Origin of the sequence: Winogradskyella costae (assembly GCF_013403865.1) — a bacterium.
In the GTDB taxonomy this organism is placed as follows: Bacteria; Bacteroidota; Bacteroidia; order Flavobacteriales; family Flavobacteriaceae; genus Winogradskyella; species Winogradskyella costae.
Genome location: NZ_JABFDK010000010.1, coordinates 85,438 through 101,100 on the forward strand (window position 1 = coordinate 85,438; position 15,663 = coordinate 101,100).

Annotated in this window: 10 protein-coding genes and 1 tRNA gene; 6 read left to right on the top strand and 5 right to left on the bottom strand. The window is 35.3% G+C overall.

The genetic code is table 11. The features are described from left to right. Positions 1 to 266 precede the first annotated feature (266 nt). The 4 genes from HM986_RS16115 to HM986_RS16130 are packed head-to-tail and all read left to right on the top strand — an operon-like array spanning position 267 to position 9,296. A complete protein-coding gene (locus HM986_RS16115) occupies positions 267 to 5,927 on the top strand; it encodes a gliding motility-associated C-terminal domain-containing protein (RefSeq protein WP_179336090.1) in 5,661 nt (1,886 codons plus the stop codon). A gap of 15 nt (positions 5,928 to 5,942) precedes the next feature. Further along, on the top strand, positions 5,943 to 6,881 hold the full coding sequence (locus HM986_RS16120) for a PorP/SprF family type IX secretion system membrane protein (protein WP_179336091.1): 939 nt from the start codon (positions 5,943 to 5,945) through the stop codon (positions 6,879 to 6,881). A gap of 10 nt (positions 6,882 to 6,891) precedes the next feature. Continuing rightward, positions 6,892 to 8,775, top strand: coding sequence for an OmpA family protein (locus HM986_RS16125; protein WP_179336092.1), 1,884 nt, complete (start codon positions 6,892 to 6,894; stop codon positions 8,773 to 8,775). A gap of 20 nt (positions 8,776 to 8,795) precedes the next feature. Next, the gene (locus tag HM986_RS16130) at positions 8,796 to 9,296 is read left to right on the top strand and encodes a GTP-binding protein (protein ID WP_179336093.1); all 501 of its coding nucleotides are present in this window, start codon (positions 8,796 to 8,798) and stop codon (positions 9,294 to 9,296) included. On the opposite strand, the gene era is transcribed toward HM986_RS16130, so the two are convergent. The 4 genes from era to proS form a co-directional block, all read right to left on the bottom strand. Further along, entirely contained in the window at positions 9,287 to 10,168 is an 882-nt protein-coding gene (era, locus tag HM986_RS16135) for a GTPase Era (protein WP_179336094.1), read from the bottom strand. The genes HM986_RS16130 and era overlap by 10 nt on opposite strands. 232 nt (positions 10,169 to 10,400) lie before the next feature. Continuing rightward, complete coding sequence (gene rpsT / locus HM986_RS16140; RefSeq protein ID WP_092468925.1) at positions 10,401 to 10,652, bottom strand: 30S ribosomal protein S20; 252 nt, start codon at positions 10,650 to 10,652, stop codon at positions 10,401 to 10,403. Positions 10,653 to 10,677: 25 nt separating this feature from the next. Then, a tRNA-Glu gene (locus tag HM986_RS16145) sits at positions 10,678 to 10,749 on the bottom strand. A gap of 105 nt (positions 10,750 to 10,854) precedes the next feature. Further along, on the bottom strand, positions 10,855 to 12,333 hold the full coding sequence (proS, locus tag HM986_RS16150) for a proline--tRNA ligase (protein ID WP_179336095.1): 1,479 nt from the start codon (positions 12,331 to 12,333) through the stop codon (positions 10,855 to 10,857). Positions 12,334 to 12,434: 101 nt separating this feature from the next. Here proS and HM986_RS16155 point away from each other — a divergent pair, with 101 nt between their 5' ends. After that, entirely contained in the window at positions 12,435 to 13,487 is a 1,053-nt protein-coding gene (locus tag HM986_RS16155; protein WP_179336096.1) for a hypothetical protein, read from the top strand. Between the two features lie 41 nt (positions 13,488 to 13,528). Continuing rightward, positions 13,529 to 15,049 carry an OmpP1/FadL family transporter gene (locus HM986_RS16160; protein ID WP_179336097.1) on the top strand — a complete coding sequence of 507 codons (1,521 nt, stop codon included), beginning with the start codon at positions 13,529 to 13,531 and terminating at the stop codon, positions 15,047 to 15,049. A gap of 407 nt (positions 15,050 to 15,456) precedes the next feature. Here the strand turns inward: HM986_RS16160 and HM986_RS16165 are convergent. After that, the coding region (locus HM986_RS16165; protein WP_179335924.1) for a T9SS type B sorting domain-containing protein at positions 15,457 to 15,663 on the bottom strand (207 nt) is incomplete at its 5' end.

Here is a 15,663-nt window from a genome sequence, read left to right on the forward strand (position 1 = left end):
CAAATAAAATAGTTTAAATCAAAATAATGTAATATATCACTGAGGTATTGAAGGCAAAAATAAAAACCTCCGCGAACACCTTGTTTTAATTCACTTTTGAGACCGGTAAAAAAACTATAAAACTGTAGGTTTTAATTTTGCTATGTAAGGGCTATTTACATATATTTGTTTTCCCTCGATCTCTCAATTTAGCAAGACAAGAGAACTTGCTGTTCTTAAATATATGGCGTTGATTTCAACAAAAGTAATTATTTTAAATTTTTTTAATGAAAGCCAAACAGTACAGTTTTAAAAGATATCCTATACAATTAGCGTTTCTTCTTATTTCAATTTTCTGTGGATTAACAGCAGTTAATGCACAGTGCCCTACAGTTACAAACAGCTCGCAATCGCTCTGTGATGTACAATCTGTACTTGTTGGCGATTTACAAGCTATTGATAATGGCGGTGGTGTTGTTTGGTACGATTCCCCTACTTCAACTGTTCCCTTACTCGATTCGGACAGTCTTATTAACGGAGAAGATTATTATGCTGACGACAACTCAGGAAGTTGTGGCACAAGAGCTCGAGTAGATATTACAGTTTATGGCCCCCCTGTTGGCGATAATTTCCAAGGAGTTTGTTTAGATGACCCACTATTAGCAACAGTAAGCAATTTAATAGCCATAGGAAATGACGTGCAATGGTATTTATCATCTTCTGGAGGTGCTCCTTTAAATGAAACTGATATTTTAAGCGATAATACCATATATTACGCCGATCAAGCGAGTCCAGATGGAAGCTGTAGAACATCAAGATTATCTGTTTTGGTTTTGGTTGGCTCTACGCCTGTTCCTACTGGGGACATGGTTCAAAACTTTTGTGTAACTACAGAGTTCACTCCTACAATTGGTGACTTAGTAGCAAGCGGTAACAATAATTGGTATATTTCCTTGTTTTCGGCATTAGAGTTGCCACCCTCTACACCTTTAATAAATGGGCAAACATATTATGCTACAACTTTAGATCCACCTTGTGAAAGTACGGGGCGTTTAGCCGTTTTAGCCATTTTAGACAATGCACCAAATGCTGGAGAAGATAATATTTTAGATATATGCAATAATACTAACGCTACAGTAAATTTATTTACAGAACTTCAAGGCACACCCGATTCAGGTGGTATTTGGACACCTGCTTTAAATAGTGGTACAGGTATTTTTGACCCTAGTATTGATGCTGAAGGCACATATACTTATACCGTCAGTTCCAATAATAGTTGTCCTGATGAATCTGCAACAGTGACGGTCACTTTAATACCTGAAACTAATGCTGGCACAGATGGAACTTTAGAATTATGTAGCACTAGTGATGTTGTCGATTTGTTTTTAAGCCTAGGGGGTGCACCTGAAACTGGTGGTGTATGGTCACCTACGCTTGCAAGCGGCACGGCTGAGTTTAACCCAGCCATAGATTCAGATGGTATCTATACATATACAGTTAGTGGTACGCCACCATGTATGGACACTACTGCAACAGTTACTGTTTCGGTTACTCCTTTTAAAGATCCGGGCGAAGACGGAAGTATAGACATTTGCAATTCTACAGGAACGATAGATTTATTTAATAGTTTAGGTGGCACACCAGATTCTGGAGGTATTTGGTCTCCTGCCTTAAATAGTGGAACAGGAATTTATGATCCTTCGATCGATAGCCCTGGTACTTATACTTATGAATTTGCGGGAAACACTCCTTGCCCTGATGAATCTGCAACTGTCACCGTTGTTGTAAACCCATTACCAAATGCGGGTTCCAATGTAATATTAGAAATTTGTAGTAGTAATTTAGCAACAGTAGATTTATTTGATAGTTTAGGAGGTACACCTGAAACTGGCGGTACATGGCTTCCTGCACTTAACAGCGGAACGGGGTTTTTTAATCCTTCGGTAGATGCCGCTGGTATTTATACTTATACAGTAGCAGGTATTTCTCCTTGCCCTGATGCATCAGCGAACGTTAATGTTATCATTATAACAGAACCAAATGCTGGTTTAGATGCCACAATTGATATCTGTAGTAACATTGGAACATTTGATTTATTTGATTATCTCGGAGGTACTCCTGAAATTGGAGGTACATGGTCGCCGGCACTTTCAAGCGGAACAAGTATATACGATCCTTTAATAGACTCAAACGACACTTACACATATACAATCTTAGGAACATCTCCATGTGCCGATGCAACAGCAACAATTACATTGACTGTAACTCCCTTCCTAGACGCAGGGATAGACGCAGCTATCACAGTTTGTAGCGATGATAGTACAATTGACCTTTTTGATAGTCTTGGTGGCACACCTGAAGTTGGAGGAACTTGGTCCCCTGCATTAATTAGTGGTACAGGATTTTTTGATCCGAGTATTGATACTGAAGGCACTTACACTTATACAACTGCGGGAACAGAACCCTGTTCGGACGATTCTGCCATTGTCGTAGTCACCTTAGAGCAGTCTCCAAACGCTGGGACTAATGGCACTTTACTTTTATGTAGTCTATCAAATACAGCAGATTTATTTGACAGTCTAAACGGTACACCTCAAACTGGAGGAGTATGGTCACCTGCCCTTGCCAGTGGCACTGGAGTTTTTGACCCTAATAGTGATACTGATGGAATTTATACTTACACAATAAGCTCTATATGTGGTGATGTTTCGGCAAATGTATCAGTAACTACAATTGACGCTAATAATGCTGGCACAAATGGAAGTGTTGAATTTTGTAGTACAGAAACGATAACTGTTGACTTATTTGATCGTTTAGGAGGAACACCTGATGTTGGTGGAACTTGGTCGCCTGCACTTGCAAGTGGCACAGGAATGTTTAATTCAAGTCTAGATACAGCAAATTCTTACACGTATACGGTTTCAAATAGTACTACACTTTGCCCTGATGATTCGGCAACTGTTCTAATTTCAATTTTACAAGGACCAAACGCTGGAAATGACAGTACATTAAACTTATGTAATTCAACAAATTCAGTGAATTTATTTGACAGTCTTGCCGGAAGTCCTGATGCTGGTGGAACCTGGTCTCCTACTCTAAATAGTGGAACTGGCGTTTTAGATCCTAATATAGATTCAGAAGGTATTTACACCTATGCAATAAATAATTCATGTGGAACAAGTTCTGCAACTGTTGACGTTTCGTTTTCAAATACCAATGATGCAGGAACCGATGGCTCAATTGCACTTTGTAGCACGGATACTTCTATCGATTTATTTAATAGTTTAGGGGGCACGCCAAATGTTGGTGGAACGTGGTCTCCGACACTTGCTAGTGGCACAGGGATTTTTGATCCCAGTATTGATGCTGCTGGTTTGTATACTTATACAATTTCAAGCGTAAGTCCTGCTTGTCCTGATGCAACGGCTACAGTTGAAGTTTCTATTTCACAAGGTCCAAATGCAGGAAATGATGGAACACTAAATTTATGTGATTCAACAAATACAGTAGATTTATTTGATAGTCTTTCTGGAACTCCTGAAATTGGCGGAACTTGGTCTCCTGCTCTAAATAGTGGCACCGGAGTTTTAGACCCTAATACTGATCCAGAAGGTATTTATACCTATACATTAAACAATTCTTGTGGCACGAGTTCTGCAACTGTTGACGTTTCTTTTTCAGACACTAATGATGCTGGTACTGATGGGGCAATTGATTTCTGCAGTATTGACACAGGATCAGACTTATTTAATAGTTTAGGTGGCACACCTGATGTTGGAGGGACATGGTCACCTTCCTTAAATAGTGGAACAGGAATTTTTGATCCTAGTATTGATGCTGCAGGTTCTTATACCTATACAATTTCTAGCCCTAATTGTCCTGATGCTATGGCTTCGGTTATCGTTTCAGTTGCCCAAGGACCAAATGCAGGAAGTGATGGAACCCTAAACTTATGTGATTCAACTAATGCAGTAGATTTATTTGATAGTCTTGCAGGCACACCTGAAACAGGAGGAACTTGGTCGCCAGCCCTAAATAGTGGTTCCGGAATTTTTGACCCAGCTATAGACCCAGAAGGCAATTATACTTATATAGTAACTAATTCTTGTGGTTTTAGTACCGCCACTGTTGACGTTTCTTTATCTTCTACTAACGATGCAGGAACAGATGGATCAATTAATTTTTGTAGTACAGATACAGCGGTAGATTTATTTAATAGTTTAGGCGGAACTCCAGATATTGGAGGAACGTGGTCACCTACGCTCACAAGTGGAACTGGAATATTTAATCCTAGCACTGATACTGCTGGTTCTTATACCTATACTATTTCTAGCCCTACTTGTCCTGATGCTACAGCAACAGTCATCGTCTCTCTTTCTCAAGAACCTGATGCAGGAAATGATGGGACATTAAATTTATGTGACTCAATAGATACTGTCGATTTATTTGATAGTCTTTCTGGTACACCTGAAACTGGTGGAACTTGGTCGCCTGTGCTAAATAGTGGTAATGGAGTTTTAGATCCTAATATAGATTTAGAAGGTACTTACACTTATACCATTACTAACTCTTGTGGTACAAATTCTGCAACAGTAGCGGTATCTTTTTCAGGTAATAATAACGCAGGAACAGATGGAATAATTGAATTATGTAGTAATTCTCCAATTATTGATTTATTTGATGTTTTAGGAGGTGATCCTGATGTTGGAGGAACATGGTCTCCACAACTTACAAGTGGAACCGGAATATTTGATCCAAGCATTGATATTCCTAGAACGTATACCTATACCATTTCTAGTGCTGGTAATGCCTGTCCTAGTGATACCTCTAAAGTTGTTGTATCAATTATACCAGACCCAAATGCAGGAAGTGATACGGCACTCAATTTGTGTATCGACGAAACAGGAACAGTAGACCTATTTGACAGTCTTGGAGGTATACCAGATATAGGAGGAGTTTGGACACCTGCGCTAACAAGTGGAACTGGTGTTTACGATCCAATGATAGACCCTGTAGGTGTTTACACCTATACCGTTACTTCTGAAACATGTGGATTAACAGACTCCGCAGATGTAACCGTAAGTATCATCGATATTCCAGACATTTCAGGCTTCACCATGTCAATAATTAATGATATTGTTTGTGTTGGTTTAGAAGAAGTTACGATTGATATAACAGGTGCTAATCAATTGCCAGATGGAGAATATTCTATAGTGTATGAGCTTACCAATGCTAATAATTCAGTAAATACAATAGCCATTACTATCGTCGGAGGTAATGCTATGTTTACTATTCCACAATCTTTATTACCTAATTCAGGTTTAACATCCGTTACACTTACTCAATTATTCGTTTTAGGCCAAAATTGTAGTGCTATTACAGATGCTGTAGAACCTGTAATTATATCAATAGAAAATTTACCAACACCTCAAATTATTAGTAGTGGTGATGAATTTTGCTCGGAAGACAATCCAACAATAGCAGACCTATCAGCTAATATTATTAATGAAGAAATTGTTATATGGTATAATCAACCAACTGAAGGTACTCCTTATGATAATACAGAAATATTGCAAGAAGGGGTTACATATTACGGAGTTTTAACATCGGAAGATGGTTGTGAAAGCGTAACAAGATTAGAAGTTAGTATCGATTTTATTACTTGTGTAGACGAACTTTTAATTCCTGATGGATTCTCTCCAAATGGAGATCCTATTAACCCAGTCTTTGACATCATCAATTTAGATATATTGTACCCTAACTTTAAGCTAAGTATATTTAACCGATATGGAAATATACTTTATGAAGGAGATATTAATTCTCCTAAATGGGATGGTACATCAAAAAACAGTAATACAGTGCTTCCTGCTGGTGTCTATTTTTATATTATAGAATTTAATGATGGCCAACGCCAACCACAACAAGGGAGAGTTTATCTGAATAGATAATTATGACATATTAAAATGATACGTAAATTAACAACATATTGTATTGCGATTATAACTCTATTCTTAGGGTTCTCATTACATGCGCAACAAGATCCTCAATTCACCCAATATATGTATAATATGAGTGTCATAAATCCTGCTTACGCAACTGATGATGATACTTCTATGAACTTTGGTTTAATTTACAGGTCACAATGGGCAAGCTCTGTTGGCGGTCCTACAACTGGCTCACTATTTATGCATTCTAAAATTACAGATCGCTTGGAAGGCGGGCTTTCTTTTGTTCATGATGAAATCGGTGATGTTGTAAAACAAACTAGTGCTTATGCTGATATTGCGTATGTTATTCCTGCAGGAGATAATTCTAGTTTATCTTTTGGAATAAAGGCAGGAGCAACATTTTACAGTACTAATTTTGATGGTTTCGTATATTCAGATCCATTACCAGACCCTTTATTTGCAGAAAATATAAACAGAACGCTTCCCAATGTCGGAGCTGGTTTATATTATTTTTCGGAAAATTATTATTTAGGACTATCCGTACCTAATTTATTACAAACCAAACACCTTCAAGATGATAGTGGAATTATTTCTGAAGCCTCTGAAAATATGCATGTATTTCTAACAGGTGGGTATGTCTTAAATTTTGGAGATAATTTCAAATTTAAACCAGCATTTATGACTAAATATGTTAATAATGCACCATTGTCTGTAGATGTAACTGCCAATGTGTTAATCCATAATAAGGTTGAGTTTGGGGTTGGTTATCGGTATGATGACTCCGTAACAGGTATGCTTAATTTTTCTATGTCGTCAGCGGTTCGTATTGGCTATGCTTACGACCATACAATCTCTAATTTAGGACGATTTAATTCTGGCTCGCACGAACTATTATTATTATTTAACATCGGTAATCTCGGAAAAGGCTACGATAAATCCCCTAGATTTTTCTAATAGAAGTCACATGAAAACCTTTAAACTATATATATTATTAGCAGCCTTAACAACAGGAACCCTGTGCTTTTCACAATCGTCTAAAAAAGCAAATACACTTTATAAAAACAAAGCGTATGTTGAGGCAGCAGAGATTTTTTCAAGTCTTCCAAAAACAGTTCATAATTTAACAAAATTAGGAGATTGTTATTATTATAATTCTGAATTTGAAAAAGCGTATAAAGCATATAAGCAGGTTTTTGATGCTAAAATTAATACTGAGTTAACCGAGGATTTCTATTTTAAATATTTTCAAGTTTTAAAAGGCATTAAAAATTACGAAAAAGCAGATGAAATTTCAACACTATATCTAAATGATACTATAAACACACCCAAATTAAAAGCCTTACTAAAGCGTATAGTTCCTTATAAATATGAATTAAAAAATCTCACAGAAGATGTTGGAGGTTCAAGTTTCGGAATTGGACTTCATGGTGATAAAGTTGTTTTTGCATCTACTAAAAATATAGAGAATCCAAATTACAATTGGAATGGTAAACCCTATTTAGATTTATACGAAGGTGTTGTAACTAAAGGTGATGATATGGCTTTAGATAGTATACAGCCTCTTAGCGATAATATTAATACGTCTAAGCAGCATGAAAGCAATGCCGTGTTTACTAAAGATGGTAAAACCATGTATTTTTCTCGAAATCTAAAAAAACGAATCGATTTAGATTCAACAAAAATTGCAGTTGTTAGTATTTTTAAAGCAGATCTAGTTGAGGATGAGTGGACAAACATAGCCCCTGTTTCTTTTTCAAGCGACACCTATTCCACAATGCACCCATCATTAAATAGTGACGAAACTCGATTATACTTCTCTAGTGATATGCCTAATACTATAGGCTCTTTTGATATCTTCTATGTAGATGTTTATGCCGATAATTCTTTTGGAACTCCGATTAACCTAGGAGAAAATGTTAACACCATTCGCAGAGAACAATTTCCTTTTATATCTAAAGATAGTACAATTTACTTTTCTTCAAATGGTAAACATGGATTTGGAGGTTTAGATCTTTTTGCTAGTCGTGTCAATAATTATGAATTTTTGGAGGCTCTCAATTTAGGCGAAACTATAAATAGCGAAAAAGATGATTTTGCTTTTGTAGTTGTGGATTCCATTAATACAGGATATATCTCATCTAACAGATCTGGTTTAGATAATATATATACATTTAAACGTATCGACAACAACAGAACTTATTTTATTGAGGGTTTAGTTACAGATAAAGTAACAGGTAAAATACTACCAAATACAACGGTCACATTATTTGATAAAAATGGTAATGTTATTGCAGAGCAATTAGTAGGTGAAGATGGACGGTATAAACTTCCAACGCAACCAAGTCAAAAATATTCGGTAGAAGGCTTTAAGCCAAAATACATTCCTCAACTAGAATTTTTTGACACCAATGATAAGGGTAATATTGAGTTTAATATTGAGTTAGAAATTGAATCTTATAAGGATGCCGAGGAAATTGTTACGGATGACGATGAAGGCAATACATATATCGAATTAGAGAATATTTATTTCGATTTTGCAAAATGGGATATTAAACCTCAAGCAGCACGAACATTAGATGTATTAGTTGCTTTATTGACTAAATATCCAAGGATGGAAATCCAACTTGGTGCACATACCGATTCTAGAGCAGGCTATGATTTTAACATGGACCTTTCTGAAAAAAGAGCACGTGCTACTTTAGAATATCTTGTAGAGAATGGCATACCTAGAGCACGTCTAACCTCAAAGGGGTATGGCGAAACGAAGCCATTAGTTCCTTGCGGTTCAAATTGTACGGAAACTGAATTTTCAATTAATAGACGTTGCGAATTCCTTATTCTACGATAAAAATGCTTACAAGATAAACTATGGGACTGCCTAATGATATCGTTTTAAGACCTCGATTTAAGCTTGAAGTTAATTCGAATAACGAAACTGTATTAGAAATTTTTGAGGCTATGAAAACGACTCAAGATGAATTTATAGTCTCTAGGGTAGATGATCACGTATTTATAAGGTTTCCCAAAAAAAATCAGCACTTTTGGTCCCCACAGCTGCATTTAGAGATTAACGCAGATACAAGCCATAAAGCAATTATTCATGGCCTATTTGGACCTAATCCAACAGTTTGGACTATGTTTATGTTTTTTCATTTTATCGTAGCAACTTTATGTCTAGGCTTTGGAGTATGGGCATATACAAATGCTAGCTTAGGAAACTCTTATGCTATACAATTATTTGCATCTCTATTTATGATCGTTATTTGGTTTGCCCTCTATTTTGCAGGTCGCTTAGGACGCACAAAAGGAAAACTAGAAATGCATCGACTACATAATTTTATGGTAGAAACTATCAGTGCTTATCGTTGATTATAACCAAAACGTTTTAACTGATTCTGATTACTTCTCCAATTTTTATTTACTTTAACATACAATTCTAAGTGCACTTGCTTTCCAAAGAATTTTTCTAAATCTTTACGCGCTTCTACTCCTACACGTTTTAATGCAGAACCTTTATGTCCTATAATAATACCTTTCTGGGTTTCACGTTCAACCATTATAACAGAACGCATTCTGATAATATCAGCTTCTTCAAAAAACTCCTCTGTGTCTACTTCAACAGCATACGGAATTTCTTTCTTATAATGAATTAAGATTTTTTCTCTAATAGCTTCGTTTACAAAAAATCGTTCCGGTTTATCTGTTAATTGGTCTTTTGGATAAAATGCAGGAGACTCAGGTAATAGTTCAATGATTCTATCAAATACATTTTGAACGTTAAAACCTTCAGTTGCAGATATAGGAAAAAATTCAGCATTAGGCACTTTGCTTTGCCACAATACGGATTGTTCCTCTAATTGTTCTTGATTAGATGTGTCAATCTTATTTAACAATAATAAAACAGGAATTTTAGAATTGGTAATTTTATTAAAGAAGGCTTCATCCTTTAGTTCCTTCTCACCAATTTCAACCATATAGATTAAAACATCAGCATCATCAAAAGCAGACTTTACAAAATCCATCATAGATTCTTGCAATTCGTAAGCTGGTTTTATGATACCTGGTGTATCACTAAGAATGACCTGAAAATCTTCACCATTTACAATGCCTAAAATTCGATGTCTCGTTGTTTGTGCTTTCGATGTAATTATTGATAACTTTTCACCAATAAATGCATTCATCAAAGTCGATTTACCAACATTTGGATTACCTATAATATTTACAAAACCAGCTTTATGCATATTAATTATTTTAATGCAAAGTTAAGATTAATAATGATTGTATCTATAAGAATCTTTTTTTCTAAACTGCAAGCGTTTTAGCCAAGTAGAAATGTCTTATTCTGATATAACGAAAAATTCTTACCTATATTAATTATAACTTTGTTTATATATGGATACTATTAAAAACAGAAGAAACAAAAAAAGTCTTTCCAAAAAGGAAAGACTTTTACTATTCTAGTAGAAACTACAATTAGATTGCAGCAACATGTTTAGTTAACTGAGATTTTAAGTTACCAGCTTTATTAGCATGAATAACATTTCTCTTTGCTAATTTATCTAACATACTGATAACAGAAGGTAACATAGTTTGCGCTTCTTTAGCATCAGTAATCTCACGTAATTTTTTTATAGCATTACGAGTTGTCTTATGCTGATACTTATTAAGTACACGTCTCTTTTCGTTACTTCTTATTCTTTTTAAAGCTGACTTATGATTTGCCATTATATTATTTTCTTATTAAAAATTGTAGCCCGTAGGGGAATCGAACCCCTCTTACATGGATGAAAACCATGCGTCCTAGCCGATAGACGAACGGGCCATTTGGTTGTTAAAATATTTAAATGAACCTGCAATGTTTCCATTGCGGGTGCAAATATACAACTATATTTCACTTTTGCAACACCAATTTAATTTTTTTTTAAAATTAATATGCTTTTGCAAAAAGCACACGCCGCATTGATGGCTTTCCGCTATACACACAAGTGCCTTCTTCCTTACTATTTGCCATAGGAATACATCTTATTGTCGCTTTTGTTAACTCTTTAATTTTTTGTTCTGTTTCAGCAGTTCCATCCCAATGAGCCGAGATAAAACCGGTTTTAGTTTCTAAAACTTTTTTAAACGTTTCAAAATCGTCTACTTCTGTGGTATGTTCATCCCTAAAGTTTTTGGCCTTGGAGAATAATTCGTTCTGAATGACTTCTAAAAGATCTTTTATAATTGAAGCTATATCATCGATCTGAACACTATCTTTAGTTAAAGTATCACGTCTAGCGAGCTCAACAGTATTGTTTTCTAAATCTTTAGGACCAATAGCGATTCGTAATGGTACACCCTGCAGTTCGTGTTGTGCAAATTTAGCTCCTGGTCTGTGCGTTGTTCTTTTATCATATTTACAACTAACGCCAAACGCTTTTAGCTCTTTAATAATACTTTCAGCTTTATCTGAAATAGCTTCAAACTGTTCGTCAGTTTTAAATATAGGTACAATAACCACTTGGAATGGCGCTAAATTTGGAGGCAACACTAAACCTTTATCGTCACTATGCGTCATAATTAAAGCACCTACTAATCGTGTAGAGACTCCCCAAGACGTTGCCCAAACATGGTCTAATTTGCCCTCATTATTAGTAAACTTAACATCAAAAGCTTTTGCAAAATTTTGGCCTAAGAAATGAGATGTACCCGCTTGGAGTGCTTTTCCATCTTGCATTAAAGCCTCTATACAATAGGTCTCAACTGCACCTGCAAAGCGCTCACTTTCTGTTTTCACACCTTTAATAACAGGTATTGCCATAAAATTTTGAGCAAACTCAGCATAAACGTCATTCATCTGTTCCGCTTCTACTAATGCCTCTGCTTTTGTAGCATGAGCGGTATGGCCTTCTTGCCATAAAAATTCAGCTGTTCGTAAAAACAAACGTGTTCTCATTTCCCATCGTACGACATTAGCCCATTGATTTATTAAAATCGGCAAATCTCTATAGCTTTGAATCCACCCTTTATAAGTATTCCATATAATAGCTTCGCTAGTTGGCCTTACAACCAACTCCTCTTCTAATTTAGCATCAGGATCTACTCTTAGCTTTCCTTCGTTGTCAGGGTCATTTTGTAATCTATAATGTGTAACTACAGCACATTCTTTAGCAAAACCTTCTGCATTCTTCTCCTCCGCTTCAAATAAACTCTTGGGAACAAATAATGGAAAATACGCATTTTGATGTCCTGTTTCTTTAAACATTCTATCCAATTCTGCTTGCATTTTCTCCCAAATCGCATAGCCATAAGGTTTAATAACCATACAGCCTCTAACGGCTGAATTTTCTGCTAAATCAGCCTTTACAACTAACTCATTGTACCATTTTGAATAATCCTCAGCTCTACTTGTAAGATTTTTGCTCATTTTCCTTGTTTTGGCACAAATATTGTGCTTATGTTAAATGTATTAAATAATACAGCAAAACTAACTATTTTTGCTATGTTCAACAATAAAATAAAAGAGATATGCAATTTAAAACTATAATAAATCGAAAATTGCCATTTTTTGTTGCACTCGGTTTAATAACCGCGTTAACTTCTTGTGGTTCGTTTCAGTATGCAGGTTATGATAATGACGGCATTTATGCTACTGAAGAGTACGAAAATGATACAGAGGAAACTGCAGTTACCACTTCAACAAACAATTCCAATTATTATAAAAACTATTTTGCCGAAAATTCGGCTGAAGTTGATGCTATACAAGAAGAATCAGAGGTCTTCACAGATGTAGATTCTTATGAAGGAAATTATACAGAAGAAATAATTGATACCCAAGAAGAACGTCCTGCATACGGGGGATGGGGACAAAACAGCAATTCTGTTACTATTAATTACATAGATAATGGCTGGTATGGCTATAATAATCCGTGGATGATGAATGGCGGGTTTGGTTACGGCTATTACGATTGGGGACGTCCATGGGGATGGAACAATCGTTGGTCTTATGGAGGTTATTATGGCTATGGATACGGTGGCTATGGCTATGGCCATTATACTCCTTGGGGATATGGTTATGGTTATAATAATTATGGTTGGAATAATGGTTACTATAGAAATAACCGATATGCTTACAATAATTCTAGAAGAGGATCCTTATTATACAATAATAGCTTAAATCGTAGAAGCAATTCTGCATTGTCGAGAAGTAATTATTCTTCAAGGAGAATATCAAATCCTTCCAGTCTATCCCGAAATAGTCTTAATAGTAATTTACGATCAAATACTTCTAATACTAGAACTATTAGAAATACATCAACATCAAGACCTTCAAGTACTATTAGAAACTCATCTACAACGACAAGATCAACCACAACAAGAAGAGTGACTAGACCTACCACAACGAGAACCACAACCACAAGATCAACGACTCCAACAAGAAGTACAAGATCTTCAGGAACAATGCGTTCAGGATCTAGTAGTTCGTCTAGATCAACAGGGACTGTCAGATCTTCTTCAAGTAGCTCTAGGTCATCTAGCGGTGGTAGCTCATCTAGCAGTAGTAGACGAGGAGGTAGATAGGGGATAAAATTATAGTACTTCTAAAATTTAATAAATTATATATGAAAAAGTTACTTATGTTAAGCATAGGCTTAATAAGCACGTCTTATATTTTAGCGCAAGACATTACAGATGCACTTAGGTATTCTATGGATGAGATTCAAGGAACTGCTAGGTACAGAGCGATGGGCGGAGCATTTGGTGCTTTAGGTGGAGACATGTCTAGTATTAATATTAATCCTGCTGGTTCTGCTATATTTAATAGTAGCCATGGTTCAATATCGTTAGGTTTATTGAATACGAATAATGACGTTAGTTATTTTAATGGGGCTAATTCCTCTTCTAATTCAAACGTAGATTTAAATCAGTTGGGTGCTGCTTTTATTTTTAGAAATACAAATGAAAACTCGGGTTGGAATAAATTCTCATTAAGTTTTGCCTATGACCGGTCTGCTGATTTCGATAATGAATGGGTTGCCAATGGTGTAAACCAAAATAATTCAATAGGTGATTATTTTTTATCTAATGCTCAAGGCCTGCAATTTGATGAAATTTCAGCTTTACCAGGCGAATCAATTTCAGAAGCTTATTCAGAAATAGGATCATTCTTTGGTTATAGAAACCAGCAAGCATTTTTAGGCTATGAAGGATTTATTATTGATCCATCGGATAATACAAATGAAAATACAGCCTATAACTCGAATATAAGAGGTGGCAATTACAACCAACGTTATGCTTACTCTAGTCGTGGCTACAATGGTAAATTGGCTTTTAATGTTGCGACAAGCTATAAGGATAAATTTTATTTTGGATTGAATTTAAATTCACACTTTATAAATTATGAACGAACAACACTTTTTAATGAGTCTAACTCAAATACCAGCTCACTAATCAATGGTGTGGATTTTGAAAATAATTTATTAACTACAGGTAGTGGTTTTTCATTTCAATTAGGTGGAATAGCAAAAATCACTGAAGAGTTAAGAGTTGGACTATCTTACAATTCACCTACATGGTATAGAATTTCTGATGAAACCTCACAATATTTAGCCACGTCGCGCTTAGAGGGAGGATCTAACGTTATTCAAGTTGTAAACCCAAATGTTATTAACGTATATGAAGAATATAAATTACAAATCCCAGGTAAGGTTACAGGAAGTTTGGCTTATGTTTTTGGTAAATCTGGCTTATTAAGTTTTGACTATGCTGTGAAGGATTACAGTAATGCAAAATTCAAACCAACTACAGAAGCGCTTTATTCAAGCTTAAATAACAGTATAAGTAACGATTTAGATTCTGCTGTTTCTTATAGATTGGGTGGGGAATATCGATTTAAACAAATAAGTTTTAGAGGCGGTTATCGTTTTGAAGAGAGCCCTTATAAAGATGATAATTTTTATGGAGACCTCAATGGATACTCTCTAGGTCTAGGATATAATTTTGGTAATCTTAATATAGATTTTGCTTTCAGCCAATCCGAGCGCGATTATAATTACCAATTATATACAGCAGGCTTAACTGATGCCGCAGAAATACAATCAAAATTGACAGACTTTGTTTTAACCTTAGGTTTTAATTTATAAACAAATTAAATTTAAAAAGAATTAAAAGACGTGAACATATTTAATATGTTCACGTCTTTTTTTGTTTCGTAATGCTGTTGGTAATAAGAAATTCGGATAAAAACCTAATTTATTTGCCTTAATTAGATCATTTAAAGCTCTTTTAAATGAATACGAGCCTATTTAAAAGAAACAGGTTATACCTCAATGTGAATTCTATACCCTATAGACCTTTATTATAAATAAACTTAATCTAATACGCTTTAAACAGCTTTAATAATTCTGATTACCTGTTTAACAATAAGCTAAACTTACCAAAGTGCCTATCAGAAAAACAAATACCGTTTTAACTTCATATCGCAATAAAGCAAAAAAAAAAGCCTGAACATACTTAAATGTTCAGGCCTTTTATATTTCATAATTACAATTTACCTCTTTAAAGTAAAATGGGCTTTAAATTCTTTACGTACCCCGTCACTTGGTTCGTCGTATTCTACTGTAAACCAGTAGTCACTCGTTGGCATAGCTTCTCCTTTAAAGGTTCCATCCCACCCGTTACCATCAGGACTTAATTGTTTCAGTAACTTTCCGTACCGGTCAAATATATAAATTTTTGCATTACTTCCAATACGTTC